Genomic DNA, 17906 nt, shown 5'->3' with positions numbered 1-17906 from the left:
TAAAAATCCCATTAGAAGGTATTAAATCGATTTTAAGAATATCAGCTGATTTAAAAATACTGTAGAGGCAGATTGTAGCTAAATGCCAAAGGTAATTCAATGATTTATTGAAATCTTTAAATTAAAAAGTTGTGCAGCTCAAAATCATTAGTAGAGTTATATAAAAAGAAGACATAAAAAAATTACTTGGCCCCATCTAGTAATTTAATTTATAGTTTGAAGTTGTATCTATTAACCTTTTTCCCTTGATAAGAAAATGAGATGTGTAACTTAAATCATTTGTAAATTGCTTTAATTTTCGAATTAATAAAGTAATACTTTTACAAATATAATTAATATTTACGGAAAAAATTAAGAAATTGGCTTCGGATAAAACTTCACACTTCTTCTATTACAAGTCTTTTTTTAAATAGGAGTTGATTGAAGTGCCAAAGGCAACAACTAGAAAAACAGCAAATAAAGAAGAACAGGAATCAGATTGGGGTCTTCTTAATAAGAAGACTGGGGAAATTAAACCCGTACCGGAAGGTTCTGTAATAATTCCACCAAAGAAAAATGAAGCTTATCAACGAGTAAAGAATAAACAAAAAAATCGTGCTTTGGATGTTAAAAAAAGAGGTCTATTTGTACAAGTAATTCACAATAATGATAGGGAAATTGAGAAAGAGTTAAGTTTGAAACAAGCAAGTGTCCTACTAGAATTATTTTTTTGTGTAACAGACAAGAGCAAAAATTATCTAGTTCACACAGTTGGGGAAAGAGAAGGACAAAAAATGAATGTAACAGATATCTCTTTGTACCTGTGTAAAAGTGAAAGACAAACAAGGCGAGATTTAATAGAATTAGTTGATTTAGGGGTTTTGATCTGTGAAAAAAACTCAAAAATGAGAAGAGAAAACTTCTATTTATTAAATGATAAATTCTTTACTACTACCAAAAGAAAAGGTCCAAAGGTTAAATTCACAAAAATGTTCCATAAAAAATTAAAAGAAGTACGTGCTAAATTAACTAATAACCAATATGGTGCTTTGTTAAAATTAATTAGATATTTTCATTATCAAACATACTATTTAGTGGCTAATCCCGACTACAATGTAATGCTTGAAACTGAATTAAACATTTTTGATAATTTACTTTTAAAGGATAACAAATATGCATTACAGCATTTAAATCAACGACAATTAGCTGAAATTATAGGTGTAACAGAAGATGGAGTACGGAATTTTATAAAAGAATACGCAAAAGCTGGTGCAATAATGATCTTAGACCGATACAAAAGTTATCGTTTTATCATACATCCTGATCTAATGTTTAGAAAAGACGATCAAGGTGAAGACGATTACACCAAATCAATAAGATTTCATTTTAATCAATTTGAAGAAGAGTTGAGAAAAAAACAAAAAAAGATGCGTTAAGAATAATAACGGGTTCGGTTCAGAAGTGTAAAACATTAAAACAGAATAGTAAATAACATATCGTTTAACACACCAATTAGCAGCATAATTGGTGTGTTTTATCTTGCAAAGTACCATTTATAAAGTTGTATTTGTGATAAAATGGAAATAACAGTTATTTAGCAATCGGGCAGTTAAATTGAAGAATGGATTCAACTTTTTGTTCAACAATCGGGCCAAATGGTTGAGAAATTAATTTCAAGATAATATAAATGCATATAGTTATGTATTAAATTTTCTTGCGAAAACAAAAAGGCGGGGGACTTATGGCATATCATTTTGAATTGAAGGTACTTGAGGGCAAACGAGGATTGAAGTTAACACGAGAAAAATATGCGATTGTTAATAATAAAAACTCATTCGGAGTTCGTTTTTCTAGGGATATTTATGCTGATGAAGAAGGTAAAATATACACGGAACAATGGTGTGAAGAACAACTTAAAGAATGTTTAGAAAATTTTGATTTAAATATGGAATATTTCTCTTTATTAAATCACAGCGAATTTTGTACAGGAATAGAAGAGTTTCTTGAACGGAATATTCAATTCACTGAGGTGTATGACCTTAATTTCTATGATGGAAAAGCAGGTTACTACGTAATGGTACTTGATGAATATTCACAAGTGTACATTGGTACAACGAATGATATTAAAAGACGTATTAGACAGCATTGGTCGAATAGCAAATCTTTTGATCGCCTTCTATTTCCAATGGGTAATGTTGATTCCTCGATACTTTCAATCGATAGTTTTCGCGCTCTTGATACTACCAGAATTTATGCATATGAAACAAACAAAACGTTTAGTAGTGAGGACAACTTCATAAATCAATTTCCAGCTAAATTCGTATGTAATAGGATGGGCGGTGGAAAAGTTACTGGTGGTTTACTTCAGGCAATTACAATGATAAAAGAGCGAAATTTAAAAAGATAAATATTGTTCGTAACAATAGAGTTGTTTCAAAGATTTCAACAATCGGGGGCAATAATTGAAAAGTAGCTTCCAACTGCAAATACGAAACAAAAGACTCGTCATAAAAATCTATAACGAGTCTTATCGTGTTAAGTTGCAGATTGTATTGCTAATTAGTATTTTGCACTCCAAACGGAATCAGTTAGTTAATCAATGCTTCTTTTTTGTTGAAAATACTCTTTCCTAATGTCTGGTATTAGACGAAAAATACCCAATTCAGGTGTCCGGTATGCTTCGAAATACCCTATCTTGATGTCCGCTTTTGTTCGATATTACCAAGTAGTATCAACGTTTATTTTAATTTGCTCTTAAAACATCTTAAGACACTGATATAAGGGTTAAGAACTAAAAAGCTCTCTATCCCAAAAAATATATGGAATGATTAAGTTTAGTAACCTTCATTTTATATCTACCTCAATATCTTACATTATATAGTAAAACGTTCATCATAACTTCTCAGGCAAAGAGATATGACGTTTGTAAAAAAACTACTTTCAATAAATAAAAATTTAGGTCGTTCCGCTACACTCCACTTCGGGCGGCTTCGCCTTCAAAACCATAAACACATAATAAAATAATACAGTATAAAAACTACTCTTTAAGTATTTATCTATAATAAATGACCTTTATTCAGCTTACTAATTATGTAGTTAGCTATATGGATTTAGTTTAAAAAATAATTATTGAATAAGAAGGAATTGTTCAAAAGTAGAATACTTTCTTTCTCTTTTTGGTTAAGTCTACTATGTAGAAATAAATATATGTAAATTTATAAACATATTGGTAATATTAATTAGATAATATTAAAGATGTTGGACTCCTTTAAAGTCCGAAATTTCAATAGATAAGTAGGTGAAGAATTTGGCGACAGTTCAGGATTTATATACACATTATCAAACTAATCATTGGTTCGACTATGAGCCGCAGGATCAACAGTATGTGAAATTCGATCCTAATCTAATATATGCTGCACATAAAATTGTAGATGTTTATGCAGCATTTAGTAGTGCAAGATCCTATTTGTCAGATTATGATTGTGATAATTTTGGTCAATTAATTAGTCAGCAAGATGAACTACATCTCAAATATATTAGATCAAAGTTTTTACAAAGTTCTTTAGCTTTTTATAATTATGCTATTGACTTATCTTGGCAGGTATTATGGTTCTATATGGGAGATAATTCTTATCTCTTTATGGAAAAACAAAAGTATTATAACCAGTACTCCGGATTATGTACCTTTCCATCATTGCTTGAAATGCTTGAATTTAGAAGAAGAGCAGATTATAGAAGTCACCTTATTGACTTTAATTCCAATGATCTTACAAAACAGGTTCGGCAGTTATACAACTATGTAAAACATAGAGGTAGTCTTTATACCAGAGGATTAGGAAACCAGTATAGCAATATGATGATTGGATTAAACCATAACGGTGAAACTTATACTTCATCTATGATTACTAGAGTTGAGTTTGATTTGGATGAATGGAAAGAAAAATTAGTTAACTTCGATATTCAATTCTTTAATTATTTCGAACAAGTTATTAATTGGTTGATTCCTTCTGATTTTCTTAGTGTCCAACTTACCTTCCAAGAGCAACTTGAATACACTCAAAGAAGGTTAGAATTTATAAATGAAGAAATGCAGAATTATGAGAGACGCTTTAACGAGAATTTCAGATAGATTAATATGCATAATTGCTCAATAATGGACTTTTCCTCCTTCTTCCTATATTTAGGATATGCGCAAACTCTTAACTGTATTTATCATATGATATGCGTTCGATGATGGAGATAACATTAGTTCGTTTAATTTCACTCAATTCCATTTCACTCAAGGAACTTAGTCTACTTCGAAGAATCATTTTACAATTGGTATCACAACAGGTTATATTACATTTTGATTCTCTTCCAAGGTGAGTTTGACATATAAGACGATCAAAATGTTTATTGCATATAGGGCAACAAAAAGAACCAAATTTTGAAACTCTCGGCTTTTTAAATTGTTCGACATCAAGTTTTTTTCTTTCAAGAAAAAACTCATCGCCATCTTTATACAACCATTTTTGTATTGCTGTTATTTGAATATTCCCTGAATAAGTTAGAGAATATGTATAATCTTGTCGAGGATCTGAATTACTTCCCCTTGGACACCTGGTACATTATTTGATATAAAATCATTTAAGTCTTCAAGAAATACCTCTTGACCTGTAAAAAAAATTTTGGGGGATTGAGGATCAAAATGAACTCCACCGTCTCCAGCAAGATAACCTAAAATGTAGTATCTCAACAACTCTTTATTTAAAAAGGTTGGAAACGCTAGGTAAAATGTTTTATTTTCCATAATTCCTAGTTTTTTTAAATTTTCTACAAATGCTTTATTGCAAAATTGAAATCTAAAATATTTTAGATCTTTAATGGTTCTCTCTTTAATTGGATGAGAGGAACCAATAAAAAAAGCAAGTTTTTCTAAAAGGTGTTTATCCTTTTCTTTTAGTGTAATTTCGAATTTTATTTTATGTACATTTCCATCGGCAGCAATTAAACCTAACCAAAAAGCTTGGATTTTGGAGTCGATTTTTTCAAAATAGGTTTCATTAAGTGTATGTTTCTTTGTTTGCTCAACAGCACTTTTTACATCTACACCTATTTTGCGCAAATATTTCGATATTGTATGTCTTCTTATACCAGTTCGCCTTGAAATCTCAGACAGGCTCAAACTATCTCTTTCATACAATTCTTTCCACAAAAAAGAAATTTGGTCATAATCTGGCTTTGATCTTAATTGAACTTCATTAGCGACTAACCAATTTTTCATTGTTTTCGGGGAAGTTTTAAACATTTTTGCTAACTTAGTCAGACTCAAACCATCTTCGTATAGCATTTTACAATCATCGATCGAAAAAGTGGATTGCAAAGTAATCACCTCAATATAGTAGGGTCTCTATTAGTGACGGATTTATGCATAATATCAAAATCTAGCTGAGGTACTTCATAAGGTAAGAATTAAGGGAATAAAATTCAAACGCAAACTTATTTATATTGAAATCTAAAATTTTTTAAAAAAATTAAACTCTATTAAAGTAAACCCCTTCATAGTTATTAATTTATGAGGGGATTTTTTTATTTTGATTTGCTCAAAAAATTTTAAAAAGAAATTTACTAGAACTATTGAAAAATCGAATTTTTAAGAAATATAATGTATGCGAATTAAATAATTAAATTAAAAAAATTCAATTAAATATTGAAAATTATTTAGAGGAGCAAAACAATTATGTATAAAAATCTTGAAGATTATCCAATGATCCTAACTGCTAGCCATATTTCAGAAATTCTATTAATTTCTAAACCAACTGCATATGAAATTATGGAAGATAAATCGTTCCCACTAATGAAAATCGGTCAACGAAGTAAGCGTGTCTTTAGAAATGAATTCATTAAATGGTTACAGCAGCAAGTCAAGACGTCAGAATTCACTCAAATATAAAAAAAGTACTAATAAGGAAGGTGTTAGAGAATAAAGTAGTTACTTCTCTCCCTCCATTTCTATTTAGTAAATTTACAAAAAGACAGGTATTTGGATGGTATACTGAAACAGACCACCTTCATACCTGTCACAGAATGGAGGTAATAATTATGAGAATGCCAAAGTTAAATAAAGATAAGAATGGGTACTATTTTAGAGCACGGTTTACTGACTCAAATGGAAACAAGCATCAGAAGTATAAGAGTGGTTTTAAACGAAAACAAGATGCGCTTGATTGTTACATTAGTATGTTTCAAAGTTACCAACAAGATTATTGTACCAATCAAAAAGAACCATTTAATGAACATATTCATAAATGGTTTAACTCAACTTATAAACGAAGTGTTGCTGAAACAACTGCTGAAACAAGATGGTATTCAATCAACAAACACATCCTACCCTACTTTCACGATCAGACTTTGGAAAGTATAACTGCCCGGATGATTGACGAGTTTTATAATGAGAAGTTGGATGAAGGTCTTGCCTCAAAAACAGTTCGAGAATATCATAATTTGTTAAACGGAGCTTTTTCACAAGCAATCAAATGGTCTTTGATAAAGAAAAATCCCGTTACTGAAGCTACACCGCCAAAAATTCAAACTAAAGAAGTAACTCCTTGGACGAAAGAACAAACCGAAATGTTCCTAAAAGTGGTAAAAGAAAATAAAGAAGAGGGATTTTATGTAGTGGCAATCTTTACGGGGATGAGAAGAGGTGAGATATTAGGTTTAAAATGGGATGATATTGACTTTGATCAGGGCAAGATTCACGTCAAAAGAAGTTTAGCTAGAGTAAAGGGAAAAGGGTTAATTCTTAAAGACGTAAAGACTAAGAAATCAAAGAGACAAATTGCTATTTCTCCTTATGTAATTTCTGTGTTAAAAAAACAACAGGAAAAACAACTCTATTGGAGAAACCAGATTAATGAAGAATATATTGACAAGGGAATTGTGTTCAGTGCTATGAATGGGAATCCTAAGGATCCAAATAACCAACTTCGTGAATTTAACAGATATACTAAGCAAGCTGGAGTCCCAAAAGTTACTATTCACGATCTCAGACATCTTCACGCAACATTAATGCTGAAAAACGGGGAAAATCCTAAGGTGGTTTCAGAGAGGTTGGGCCATAGCCGAGTCGGAATTACATTAGATATTTATTCTCACGTTACTCCGGATCTCCAAGACGGCGCAGCACTTAGATTAGAACAATCCTTCTTTCAAAAAGAAACTCAATAACACCGTGCAATTTTTGTGCAATTACTAAATGAGGCGTTGGATTAAAAATAAGAAAAAACCCTTGCTACACAAGGGTTTTCGGATATGGAGCATAACGGGATCGAACCGATGACCTCTACGCTGCCAGCGTAGCGCTCTCCCAGCTGAGCTAATGCCCCGTATAAAAGAAATCTGCAAAATTCATTTGCGATATTATAAATTATACTTCCTCAAAACCATACTTGCAATAGAAATTAACAGTCAAAACGAAAAAAAGTTTGACTGTTAATTAACATAATTATAAAAACCAACTTATTAAATGCTCACTCGCTCTCAACCACCCCAAAAAAGTCATTGTGCACATACCCATTAATCACCATATCCAAATCATGAAAGTAGCGGTGCAGAGTTTGGACGTTGTCACTGTTTCCGTTTATGACACTTTCAGAATGCTGGATAATGGATTGCAGGTCGGTTTTTAAAGCTTCATTTTCAACCAGCGGGACGAAATGTTCGGCATATGCTTTTGCTGCAGTGGCACGGGCAAGTTGATCGGCCATGTTTAGGCTGTCAATTCGGTTCCAGCCTGTAGTTTCGTTATAGAATGCGTGGAAATCGGCTATGAATTCTCCGGCGTCCTGGTATTCTGGGTTTTCTGTGTTGCCGTAATCCTGTACCGGCTGCTCTGCAGATGCTTCAGCGTCAATAGATTCGTACTCTTCCTGATTTTTCTCTTCTGAATTGTCTTGATCCAAGAAATACATTGTGGCAAATCCGATTGTTGTTATTACAGCTAATGCTGCAAATGTCATGATGAAGATTTTTAGCCCTTGTATCATCTGCAAACTCCTTATTTGTCTTTGTGGTTGTCTGACCAAGTTATTAATTGAAATTCTATAAAATTATAACATTAATGGATTCAATTTCCTACTTGTCTATAAAGTAATCTGGCCTACAAAAAAGAAAGCCTGGGGCATACGTCCCGCTGCTTTCTTTACCTGTCATCCCGGTCTTCTTCCATGCGCTTTGATCGTTTATTCTGGCCTGTCATAGTTTTAAAAAGGTAGATAGCTCCAGAAATGACGGCGAAAAGAAATAAAAGGATCATGATTTGAAAGATTAAATCTCCGGTATTCAGAATATCTAGATTACCCCACAAAGTTTTCTTCATTTGAAAAAGAAAAAAGCAAGAGGAAAATCCTCTCACTCTTTAATAAGCCGCACTTTTCACTTCTGTTAGTTGCAGCAAGTGTCTTTTTTCATGATAGCCAATAAACTCAACCCATTGTTTTAAGGAAAGATCACCAAGGTGAGGGTGCTTCATCGCTTTTTCGTTCAGGTCTTGTTCGGGAACAGTTTCTGCGAAATTAATCAGCTCGCGGCGGGAATCTTCAAGTTTTGATAAGAGTTCTTCTTTTACGTAAGGTCCTTCGGCTGGTTTCAGGTTTTCGGGTGCCGGGACTTTGCGGGAACGGTCGATGACCAGTACCAGCGGTTTTTCGCTAACATTTTTCTTTTCGCCTGACATAAGGACCTGTTTCATGCCGCCTGTGATCACACGCTCCATTAAGTAGAGGTGCTCAAGGATTTGGCCAGGGCTCCATACGTCCTGTGAAGGTTTTTGGTTGAGCTGTTCATCTGTCATGTTTTTGACTTCGTTCAATAATTCAACGCGTACTGCCTGTGAATGTTCTAGCATCGTAATCTCTCCCTTCACCTTCATTCTATCAAAGTGATATGCAAAGTTCTCTTTTCAGCTTCTTCCTGACAGTTCCTGTGTTAAATGATTTTTTACTTGCTCTCTGAGCTTGTATTTTTGGATTTTTCCTGAAGCGGTCATCGGGTAGTCTTTGACGAAATAGTAGTATTCAGGAATTTTATAATGCGAAAGCTGTCCTTTGCAGAATGCTTTTATGTCTTCTGCCGTCAGGGTGACGCCTTCTTTTGGAACGATGCATGCAGCGACTTTTTCACCGTATTTTTCATCAGGAACACCAATGACCTGGACATCCATGATATCTTCGTGACGATATAGGAATTCTTCAATTTCACGCGGGTAGACGTTTTCGCCGCCGCGGATGATCATGTCCTTCAGGCGGCCGGTAATGACGACATAGCCGTGTTCATCCATTGTGGCCAGATCTCCTGTATGGAGCCAGCCTTCTTTATCAATCGCCTCTTCTGTTGCTTCAGGCATTTTGTAGTAGCCTTTCATGACAAGGTACCCTCTTGTGCAGAGCTCTCCCTGTACACCAGGCGCTGTTTCTTCGGCAGTAAGCGGGTCAATAATTTTCACTTCCACATGAGGATGGGCTTTGCCGACTGTTTCAACCTTGCGTTCAATGGAATCTGTCACTGTTGTCTGTGTAATGACAGGTGAGGATTCTGTCTGGCCATAGGCAATGGTTACTTCCGACATGCCCATTTCATTGATGACTTTTTTCATGACTTCGATCGGACAGGTTGATCCGGCCATAATCCCTGTTCTCAGGGTTGAGAGATCATAGGTTTTAAAATTAGGAGAGTTCAGCTCAGCGATAAACATTGTTGGAACTCCGTGCAGTCCTGTGCATTTTTCTTTTTCAACGGTCTTAAGGACAAGGTCTGGATCAAATTCAACGATTGGCACCATGGCTGCTCCGACAGATACACATGCCAGAACGCCAAGAACGCAGCCGAAGCAGTGGAAGAATGGAACCGGGATGCATAAACGGTCCTGATTCGTTAAATTCATAGAGCTTGCAACAAGAAAGCCGTTGTTCACAATGTTGTGATGAGTCAGCATGACACCTTTAGGGAAGCCGGTTGTGCCTGATGTGTATTGCATATTGATGACGCCCTCAGGAGTTAATTGACTCTCGCGTTCGGCAAGCTCTTCATCTGTCGTTTTTGATCCGTGAGCGAGAAGCTCATTCCAGCTGTACATTTCTTCAGGTGCTTTTTGATTTCCTATGTAAATGAGGTTTTTTAAGTGCGGCAATGCTTCAATCTGCTTGTATTTCTCTGCAGAAGCTGAATTTGTGATGGAGCGGACAATATCGACATAAGATGTTCCTTTAAAGCCGTCAATTAAGAAAAGGGTGGTAGAGTCGGACTGCTTGAGCAGGTATTCGAGCTCGCTGCTCTGGTAACTTGTGTTGACGGTAACAAGGACGGCGCCAATGCGGGCAGATGCGAACTGCAGCAGGAGCCATTCAGGGACGTTGGTTGCCCAGATGGCAATGTTTTCACCCTTTTTCACGCCAAGACCCATTAAGGCTTTTGCGAGCTTCGTTGTTTCAGTGTAAAAATCATCATACGTATAGCGGATGTTTTCCTTTGAATAGACAACGGCATCCTGGCTCCCGTATTTAGACACAGTTTCCTTCAATAATTGACCGATGGTTTTATTTTTTAGTGATTGCATGGGACCTCCCTGGACAAAAAGAATGATTACGCTTTCATTATAAACTATTTTTAGAAAGTTTTGAAAACTATTATTCTCTAAAATATATAGATGCACTTGCAGTATAATAGAAGAGACGTACTTTCAAAAGGGGAACAATCATGAATAAATCAACATTTTATCCTTATCTGGCACTCGCAATTGGAGTGGCAGCGGTGTCAACATCTGCGATTTTCGTAAAGCTGACTTCTGCACCTGCTCCTGTTATCGCGTTTTATCGCCTGTTTTTCTCAACGCTTATCGTTCTGCCGCTGTTTTTGGCGAAATCGCTGCCTCATATTAAAACGTTAACGAAAAAAGACTGGAGCTATTCGATCTTAGCGGGTGTGCTGCTTGCGTTTCACTTTATTCTCTGGTTTGAATCATTGAACTACACCTCTGTGGCAAGTTCGGTTGTGCTGGTGACGCTTCAGCCTCTGTTTGCGTTTATCGGGACCTATTTCTTTTTTAAAGAGAGAGTGTCAGCAAGGGCGATTCTCAGTGCCATGCTTGCCATTGCAGGCAGTGTTGTTATCAGCTGGGGAGATTTCAGGATCAGCGGGCTTGCACTGTTCGGAGACTTTCTTGCGCTTGCGGCCTGCGGGATGGTCACGGCTTATCTGCTGTTTGGCCAAGGAGTGAGGAAGCGTCATACGCTGACCCTTTATACGTTTATCGTTTATGCGGTAAGCTCTGTGACATTATTCCTTTACTGTGTGTTATTAAGCTATCCGCTATCAGGTTTTCCTAAGCAGGATTGGCTGTACTTTTTGCTGCTTGCGATTGTGCCGACATTGCTTGGCCACTCACTGTTCAACTGGTCGCTTAAATGGATTTCGACAAATGTCATTTCTGTAGCGATTCTGTTTGAACCGGTTGGTTCGATTATTCTTGCGTATTACTTTCTAGAAGAAACGGTTCTTCTTACGCAATTAATTGGCGGAGCCATCATTATTATCGGGGTCATGCTGTTTCTATTTGAAAAGAAAGAAGTGGCCGAGATTTCAAGCGAACAAGCGCTTTAAAGATCAAAAGCGCAAGCGCCTTGGTCAGATCGGACAGGCGGATTCGTTCTGACCGAGGATCTAGGCGCTTACGCTTAACGTAGATAACATTATATACTTATCCACAACCTATTACATTTTGTAATTTCCTAAACAACGAGAAAGGACTCAATTTCGAGTCCTTTTTTGTGTTTCTATGATTTTCTTTTCCAAATCTTTATACGTATACTTCGTCTTCTTTTTTAAAGCTTCTTCAAAGCTGCTTGCTTCTCCGGTTTCATGCAGGAGTTCCATAATAATGTCTTCTCCAAATTCATCTGCCAGAATTTTAACGGCGCAGTAGCTTTGAGTATAAACTTCCGCTTCCGGGCTGTCTTCCAGTGCCGTTGCCCAGCTTCCTGGATTTCTAAGTTCACTGAAAGGAATAACCCTGTCAATACGGATTTTTGCATCCTCTCCGTTATAGCCGGCATATTCTGCTACACCTTCATTAAACCAGATCGGAATTTTCAACGAGTCGATTTCCATTTTCTCTAATGCTTTCTCCATATAGTAATGGGCATATTCATGGTAAAACGTTTCCACGACAAGCGGGGATGCGGCATCGAAATCATCGGGAATGACAATCGCCATGGTTTCTTTCAAATGATCGTAAAAACCCATATAATCCAGATACTCAAGCTCCTGCAGCGAGTCCGGCGACTCATCAAGCAGAATCAGGTCAATCGGCTGATCTTCAATATCGCCGAACAAACGTTTACTAATTTTACGTGCATTTATGAATTCGTCCTCAACGAGCAGGATATCTCTTTTATTCAGAGAGGAATAATAAACAGTCAGATGAGAAATTTTCTTCGTTTCAGCATCCTCTTTATATTTTTCGTAAGGGTCAATCGGCAAAAAAGCGTTTACTTGAAACTCAAACTTCTCCCGCGGACTAATATTTTGATAATTAAAATGAGTCGTCATTACATTCATGAGGACAACGAAAAATAAGGTGATAATTAAACTGATGGCTGTGATGGAAAGAAAGATGGATCCGGACAGTCCTTTGAAAAAGAGGAGATTCCTCTCTTTGCGGTGGATCATCTCGAATATAGAATAGATAAACAAGCTGATCAGCAAAAGCGCCATAATGCTTCCTGCGATCACACTTGCAGGGATATTCAAAAAGAGAAACAGAACGTAAAACACTCCGGTGAAATAAACGATATACAGAACCGATAAGAAACTATGCAGAAGTATTTTCACATGCAGCCTCCGATTGTCTTAGTCTATGAACATATTCTGTTTTATAAAAAGAAACTCCTTTTAGAGGTAGGGATTTAATTTTGACTTGTCGAATTTTATCAGCAAGGAGTGTTGAACATGAATTATAAGATAAGAAAAGCTGTCAATGAAGACGCGAAGCAAATTGCCGTCGTACATGTGGACAGCTGGAGAACAACCTATAATAGTATTGTAGCAGATGCCTATCTGGAAAGTCTTACATATGAAAGTAAAGAAAAAATGTGGAGAACCATTGATCCTGACACTGTTTTTGTGGCAGAAAATGAAGATGGCCAGCTTGTCGGGTTTGCAGGATTTGGACAAGAACGAACGGGGGAATATGGATTTGATGGAGAATTATATGCGATCTATCTATTGAAAGAAGTGCAGGGAGCGGGCATCGGACGGAGACTCGTAGAAGCGGTTGCTGATGAGCTGATGCAGAAAAACTATCAATCTATGCTGCTGTGGGTAATGAATGCGAATCCTTCTAAAGGCTTTTACGAACGCTTTTCACCTGAAAAGATTGCGGAGGACGTCTACACGATTGAGGGAACAGGTCATCAGGAAACGGCATTGGGATGGCGTGACTTGCCGAAACTGTCAGCTGCATTGAAAAGGAAAGAGGGATCACTGTGAAGCGTGCATTAATACTGGGCGGAACTCAATTTTTCGGGAAGAGACTTGTTTATAAGCTTTTGGAAAATGGGACAGAAGTGACGATTGCTACAAGAGGAAGAACACCTGATGACTTTGGAGATAGAGCCCAGCGTCTGATAATCGATCGTGAAAACAAAGAATCAATGATTAAGGCCTTTGATAATAAAAAATGGGATGTTGTCTATGATCAATCGTGCTTTTCGCCGCTTGAAGCAAAATCTTCTTATGAAGCGCTGCAGGGCAAAATCAAGCATTATGTTTTCACGTCTACTATGGCAGTCTATGAATTTGGGAGAGAACGAAAAGAAGAGGACTTTGATCCGTTATTGTATAAGCCTTCCTTTAAAGAGCGCAAAGACTATAAAGGGATGAGCGGCTATCAGGAAGCAAAGCGCAGTGCGGAAGCCTATCTTTTTCAGACTGCAGATGTGCCGGTTGCCGCTGTTAGGCCAGCACTTGTTATTGGAAAAGACGATTATACGGAACGCTTTTTATTTCATGTGAAAAAGGTGAAGAACGAGGAGTCGATCGGCCTCGCGGATCCTGGTCATTTTTATAGCTATACATCATCTGAGGACGCTGCGGGATTCTTGTATATGGCCGGAGAAAAAAACTTAGCGGGTGCATTCAATATTGCTTTTGAAAAAAGTCTCTCGCTGAATGATCTGCTGCATAAAATCGAGAGTGCTGTGGGAAAAAAGGCGATGGTGACAAGCGATATTACGAAAGAGAATGCCTCGCCTTATGGATTAGCAGGTGATTGGACACTGGATGTGTCGAAGGCTGAAAGAGCTGGGTACTCATTTGAGAAATTGAATCCATACATAGAAAGTTTAATAGAGGAAATGAAAAAAGAAACGTGACATTGTCGCGTTTCTTTTTAGTGCGGTAAAATCTGCTGATGAAACACCGCAGCAAAATATGCGAATACAAAGGCAAGCGGAAAAGAGAAAATGACAGACCAGCCGCTGACTAAATCTTCTTCGTTGCTGATCCTGATAGCTTCAAAGTAACCATATAGAAAATGAATAATCGACAATAAAAAGGTCAGCAGCATGAATGAGTAAGATAGATTCATCGTTTGCCCTCCATAAGAAATCTATTACTACTAGTACATGCAGACGAATGAGAGATTATGACAAAAAAAGCACCGAGAAAAAATCGGTGCTTTTGCCAGAATCTATTTTCTTTTTAAGACAAGAGATTTAGAAGTTGTCAGCATCAATACTAAGATAATGGAGCAAATGACAAATGTCGGCACCATGTACGATGCATTATAGCCGGCTGAATACAGCAGAACGGGCTGATCTCCTGCAAATTCTGCAAAGAATACAGCTCCTGCAAGTGTATGTGCTGCAAATCTCAGAAAGCTTCCGAGAAAAGCTGCCGCCACTACATAAGTAATTAACCGTTTTTTGTTTAGCGGGTTCAAAGAGCTTTGGACTTGCTTATAAAATACTCCTCCGGCACCCACGACGGTAAATGCGACAAAATAGTCAAGAAAACCCTGTACCGGATGCACGATTGTAGTGTAGCCCATAATCGTCTGCAAAACGCCAAGTAAAAACCCTGTAAGCAGTCCGCCTTTTAAACCGTGGCGAAAACCCATGATCAGAACTGGAATCATCGCAAGCGAGATCGACCCGCCCTGCGGCATTTTGCCAATGAAACTTGTTGCTAAATCAAGCAGAAATGCAATCGCTCCAAGGATTGCTGCCTCTACTAAGAAAACAAGACGTGTATTTGTCTGCATAGCTTTTCCCCTTTTCGGCATTCGACCGGGGCTGTTTTTTTCCATAATAAAAAGCAATGCGGGGAATGTCGGATGGTTTCCACGCACTGCTTTGGTTGGGTTATCACTTGAATCCATCGCCACATCCCTACGTAAGCTTTAACTATACAGGTTCAACGGGTCTGAACAGAATGTTCACTCTCAGCCGAATGGCTCCCCAAGTGGTCAAATGCAATATATGATTTAGACACTACTATACAGGAAGTTGCAAAATTCGACAAGGATATATTGAGATTTTTTTCAGAAAAGTTTGGAAAGCCCTTTCTTATATCTTTACAATTTTCAGGAATCTTGCTATAGTTTCCATGAATTCAATATATGCAGGGGAGCTGAGTGAACTTGGCTGAGAGGATACTGATTCTTGTATCGACCCTTTAACCTGATCTGGGTAATGCCAGCGGAGGGAATGCGGAAGATGCGTTATTTTTCCATAACTTTGCGAATGCGTTAAGGCTGCCCCAGTGGCAGCCTTTTTTGTCGTTCGGTCAGCTGTTCATATATGAAAAAAATTTAAGGAGGAAAAAGAATGTCCAGTGTAAATCTAGCATTTCAGGTGCTGCCTAAATCATCAGAGGGGAATACATATGAAATTGTCGACAAAGCCATCGAGGTTGTCCAGCAATCCGGAGTGAAATATGAGGTTGGTGCAATGGAGACGGTAATGGAGGGAGAGCTTGATAGACTGATTGAAATTGTCAAGCAAGCGCAGGATGCCTGCATTTCAGCCGGTGCGACTGAGGTAATGACTCACATGAAAATTCATTACCGTCCAAAAGAAGGGGTCACAATGGATGAAAAACTTAAGAAATACCGTTAACACCCTTTCAGGGATTGCGCTTCCTGGTATTGTGCTGCTGTCGTTCTTCTTTTTATGGGAATTGGCTGTCATCGTCACTAAAGTGGAAAAATGGATTCTGCCGCGCCCGACTGATATTTTCATCACGCTTGCAGAAATGAGAGGGACGATAGGCGTCCATATCCTGCAGACCCTGGCGGAAGCAGTGCTTGGATTATTGATCGCAATAGCCGCGGGAGTATTGATTGCTATTTTGATAGACATGTCAGAGTGGGTTCGAAAATCTGTTGAACCGCTGCTTGTTCTTTCGCAGACCATTCCCATAATCGCGCTTGCTCCACTGCTTATCATCTGGTTTGGGTTCGGTATTTTTCCTAAAGTCATCGTGGTGGCGCTCGTCTGTTTCTTTCCGATTGCCATCAACCTGTCTGATGGATTCCGTTTAGTTGACAGGGACATGGTGAAGCTCATGCAAACGCTTGGAGCAAGCGGGAGGCAGATGTTTATAAAACTGAAACTTCCTGCTGCAGCGCCTTTCTTTTTTTCAGGATTAAAAATAGCAGGAACATACAGTGTGATGGGAGCCGTTATCGGAGAGTGGCTGGGTGCAAGCAAAGGACTCGGCATTCTATTAACTCGATCATCACAATCGTTTCTAACAGAAAAAGTATTTGCAGCGATCATCTTAATAGTAGGTTTAAGCTTAATAATTTTTGCACTCATTGAAATCCTGGCAAGAATCATGATGCCCTGGAAATACAAGCAGCAAAAGCATTCTAATTAGCACGGGGGAGAAAGAAATGAAGAAATTCTTATTTATTTTATCTAGTTTAGTGTTCATCTTATCTGGATGCGGATCAGCCGAAAAAGCATCTAATGAGGAATTGAAAAAAGTAAAGATTATGCTGGATTGGTTTCCAAACACAAATCATACAGGCATTTATACAGCGAAAGAAAAGGGCTTCTATAGAGAAGAGGGTCTTGATGTAGAAATCGTAGAACCGGGCGAAGGAGTCAGTGCTGATCAGATTGTTGCTTCGGGTGAAGTTGATTTTGCCGTCAGCCATCAGGAGAATATTACACATGCAAGATCAACTGGCGTTCCGATTGTTTCAATAGGAGCAATCATTCAGGAGAATACTTCTGCATTTGCTTCATTAAAAGAAGAAAACATCACTTCTCCAAAGGATTTTGAAGGGAAACGATATGGGGGATGGGGTTCTCCGACAGAAGAAGCTGTTATCAAAGCTGTCATGGATAAATCGAATGCAGACTTTGAAAAAGTGGATTATGTCACGCTTGGAGCAACTGACTTTTTCAAATCAATCGGACGCGATACCGATTTTCAATGGATTTTCCAGGGGTGGGACGGAGTTGAAGCTGATCGCCAGGGAATTGAATTGAATTACATCTATCTAAAAGACCTTGATCCAGCTTTAAACTATTACACTCCACTTATTGCAACAAGCGAATCCAAAATGGCAAAAGACAAAGAAATGGTCCAATCCTTCATGAAAGCTACATCAAAAGGCTATCAATTTGCTATTGAGGATCCGGAAAAGGCAGCGGATATCCTGATTAAAAACGTACCTGAGATTAATGCACAGCTGGTTAAGGACAGTCAAGTGTGGTTAAGTGACCAGTATCAGGGAGATGCAAAGCAATGGGGCATACAAGAAGAAAAAGTCTGGAAAAGATATGCGGATTGGATGTATGAACGAAAGCTGATTGAAGAGAACATCGACCCAAGCGAAGCTTTTACAAATGAGTTCCTGCCTGAAGGAAAGGAATAAC

At 37.7% G+C, this 17906-nt stretch carries 18 protein-coding genes, 1 tRNA gene and 2 riboswitches; of the genes, 11 read left to right on the top strand and 8 right to left on the bottom strand.

Translation table 11 applies throughout. The features are described from left to right. Positions 1–425: 425 nt before the first annotated feature. The 3 genes from AC3ISE_RS18040 (at position 426) to AC3ISE_RS18030 (ending at position 4108) form a co-directional block, all read left to right on the top strand. Complete coding sequence (locus AC3ISE_RS18040; RefSeq protein ID WP_489222018.1) at positions 426–1415, top strand: hypothetical protein; 990 nt, start codon at positions 426–428, stop codon at positions 1413–1415. Positions 1416–1720: 305 nt separating this feature from the next. Next, entirely contained in the window at positions 1721–2386 is a 666-nt protein-coding gene (locus AC3ISE_RS18035; RefSeq protein ID WP_489222017.1) for a GIY-YIG nuclease family protein, read from the top strand. Positions 2387–3286: 900 nt separating this feature from the next. Continuing rightward, positions 3287–4108, top strand: coding sequence for a hypothetical protein (locus AC3ISE_RS18030; RefSeq protein ID WP_489222016.1), 822 nt, complete (start codon positions 3287–3289; stop codon positions 4106–4108). Between the two features lie 417 nt (positions 4109–4525). Here AC3ISE_RS18030 and AC3ISE_RS18025 read toward each other — a convergent pair whose 3' ends face one another. Then, complete coding sequence (locus AC3ISE_RS18025; RefSeq protein ID WP_489222015.1) at positions 4526–5341, bottom strand: LAGLIDADG family homing endonuclease; 816 nt, start codon at positions 5339–5341, stop codon at positions 4526–4528. A gap of 357 nt (positions 5342–5698) precedes the next feature. Between AC3ISE_RS18025 and AC3ISE_RS18020 the strand changes: the two genes are divergently transcribed. Both AC3ISE_RS18020 and AC3ISE_RS18015 read left to right on the top strand, forming a co-directional pair. Continuing rightward, positions 5699–5911 carry a helix-turn-helix transcriptional regulator gene (locus tag AC3ISE_RS18020; protein ID WP_489222014.1) on the top strand — a complete coding sequence of 71 codons (213 nt, stop codon included), beginning with the start codon at positions 5699–5701 and terminating at the stop codon, positions 5909–5911. A 149-nt stretch (positions 5912–6060) separates the two neighbouring features. Next, complete coding sequence (locus AC3ISE_RS18015) at positions 6061–7188, top strand: tyrosine-type recombinase/integrase (protein ID WP_489222013.1); 1128 nt, start codon at positions 6061–6063, stop codon at positions 7186–7188. A gap of 85 nt (positions 7189–7273) precedes the next feature. Here AC3ISE_RS18015 and AC3ISE_RS18010 read toward each other — a convergent pair. The 4 genes from AC3ISE_RS18010 to AC3ISE_RS17995 form a co-directional block, all read right to left on the bottom strand. Beyond that, positions 7274–7346, bottom strand: a tRNA-Ala gene (locus tag AC3ISE_RS18010). A gap of 144 nt (positions 7347–7490) precedes the next feature. Beyond that, positions 7491–8006, bottom strand: a complete 516-nt coding sequence (locus tag AC3ISE_RS18005; protein WP_489222012.1) for a hypothetical protein — start codon at positions 8004–8006, stop codon at positions 7491–7493. A 371-nt stretch (positions 8007–8377) separates the two neighbouring features. Beyond that, complete coding sequence (locus AC3ISE_RS18000) at positions 8378–8890, bottom strand: DinB family protein (protein ID WP_489222011.1); 513 nt, start codon at positions 8888–8890, stop codon at positions 8378–8380. Between the two features lie 30 nt (positions 8891–8920). Beyond that, positions 8921–10597 (bottom strand): AMP-binding protein, encoded by a 1677-nt coding sequence (locus AC3ISE_RS17995; RefSeq protein WP_489224375.1) that lies wholly within the window; start codon positions 10595–10597, stop codon positions 8921–8923. A gap of 116 nt (positions 10598–10713) precedes the next feature. Here AC3ISE_RS17995 and AC3ISE_RS17990 point away from each other — a divergent pair, with 116 nt between their 5' ends. After that, positions 10714–11616 (top strand): DMT family transporter, encoded by a 903-nt coding sequence (locus tag AC3ISE_RS17990; RefSeq protein ID WP_489222010.1) that lies wholly within the window; start codon positions 10714–10716, stop codon positions 11614–11616. Between the two features lie 147 nt (positions 11617–11763). On the opposite strand, the gene AC3ISE_RS17985 is transcribed toward AC3ISE_RS17990, so the two are convergent. Continuing rightward, the gene (locus tag AC3ISE_RS17985) at positions 11764–12846 is read right to left on the bottom strand and encodes a gluzincin family metallopeptidase (RefSeq protein WP_489222009.1); all 1083 of its coding nucleotides are present in this window, start codon (positions 12844–12846) and stop codon (positions 11764–11766) included. Between the two features lie 117 nt (positions 12847–12963). Here AC3ISE_RS17985 and AC3ISE_RS17980 point away from each other — a divergent pair, with 117 nt between their 5' ends. Then, positions 12964–13503, top strand: a complete 540-nt coding sequence (locus AC3ISE_RS17980; protein WP_489222008.1) for a GNAT family N-acetyltransferase — start codon at positions 12964–12966, stop codon at positions 13501–13503. Then, entirely contained in the window at positions 13500–14387 is an 888-nt protein-coding gene (locus AC3ISE_RS17975; protein ID WP_489222007.1) for an NAD-dependent epimerase/dehydratase family protein, read from the top strand. The genes AC3ISE_RS17980 and AC3ISE_RS17975 overlap by 4 nt, the downstream gene beginning before the upstream one ends. A gap of 17 nt (positions 14388–14404) precedes the next feature. Here AC3ISE_RS17975 and AC3ISE_RS17970 read toward each other — a convergent pair whose 3' ends face one another. Both AC3ISE_RS17970 and thiT read right to left on the bottom strand, forming a co-directional pair. Continuing rightward, a complete protein-coding gene (locus tag AC3ISE_RS17970) occupies positions 14405–14602 on the bottom strand; it encodes a hypothetical protein (RefSeq protein ID WP_489222006.1) in 198 nt (65 codons plus the stop codon). A gap of 102 nt (positions 14603–14704) precedes the next feature. Continuing rightward, positions 14705–15277, bottom strand: coding sequence for an energy-coupled thiamine transporter ThiT (thiT, locus tag AC3ISE_RS17965; protein ID WP_489222005.1), 573 nt, complete (start codon positions 15275–15277; stop codon positions 14705–14707). A 107-nt stretch (positions 15278–15384) separates the two neighbouring features. Continuing rightward, a riboswitch (TPP riboswitch) is annotated at positions 15385–15486 on the bottom strand. A 142-nt stretch (positions 15487–15628) separates the two neighbouring features. Beyond that, a riboswitch (TPP riboswitch) is annotated at positions 15629–15741 on the top strand. A gap of 101 nt (positions 15742–15842) precedes the next feature. Between thiT and AC3ISE_RS17960 the strand changes: the two genes are divergently transcribed. The 3 genes from AC3ISE_RS17960 to AC3ISE_RS17950 are packed head-to-tail and all read left to right on the top strand — an operon-like array spanning position 15843 to position 17905. Beyond that, positions 15843–16133, top strand: coding sequence for an MTH1187 family thiamine-binding protein (locus AC3ISE_RS17960; protein WP_489222004.1), 291 nt, complete (start codon positions 15843–15845; stop codon positions 16131–16133). Then, positions 16108–16896 (top strand): ABC transporter permease, encoded by a 789-nt coding sequence (locus AC3ISE_RS17955; RefSeq protein WP_489222003.1) that lies wholly within the window; start codon positions 16108–16110, stop codon positions 16894–16896. Before AC3ISE_RS17960 ends, AC3ISE_RS17955 begins: the two co-directional genes overlap by 26 nt. Before the next feature lie 16 nt (positions 16897–16912). Then, positions 16913–17905 (top strand): ABC transporter substrate-binding protein, encoded by a 993-nt coding sequence (locus AC3ISE_RS17950; protein WP_489222002.1) that lies wholly within the window; start codon positions 16913–16915, stop codon positions 17903–17905. Position 17906: the final 1 nt, after the last annotated feature.

This window comes from Metabacillus sp. KH_069 (genome assembly GCF_057838075.1).
Note: the sequence above shows the minus strand (reverse complement) of the source record. Positions and strands in the feature narration are given on the sequence as shown.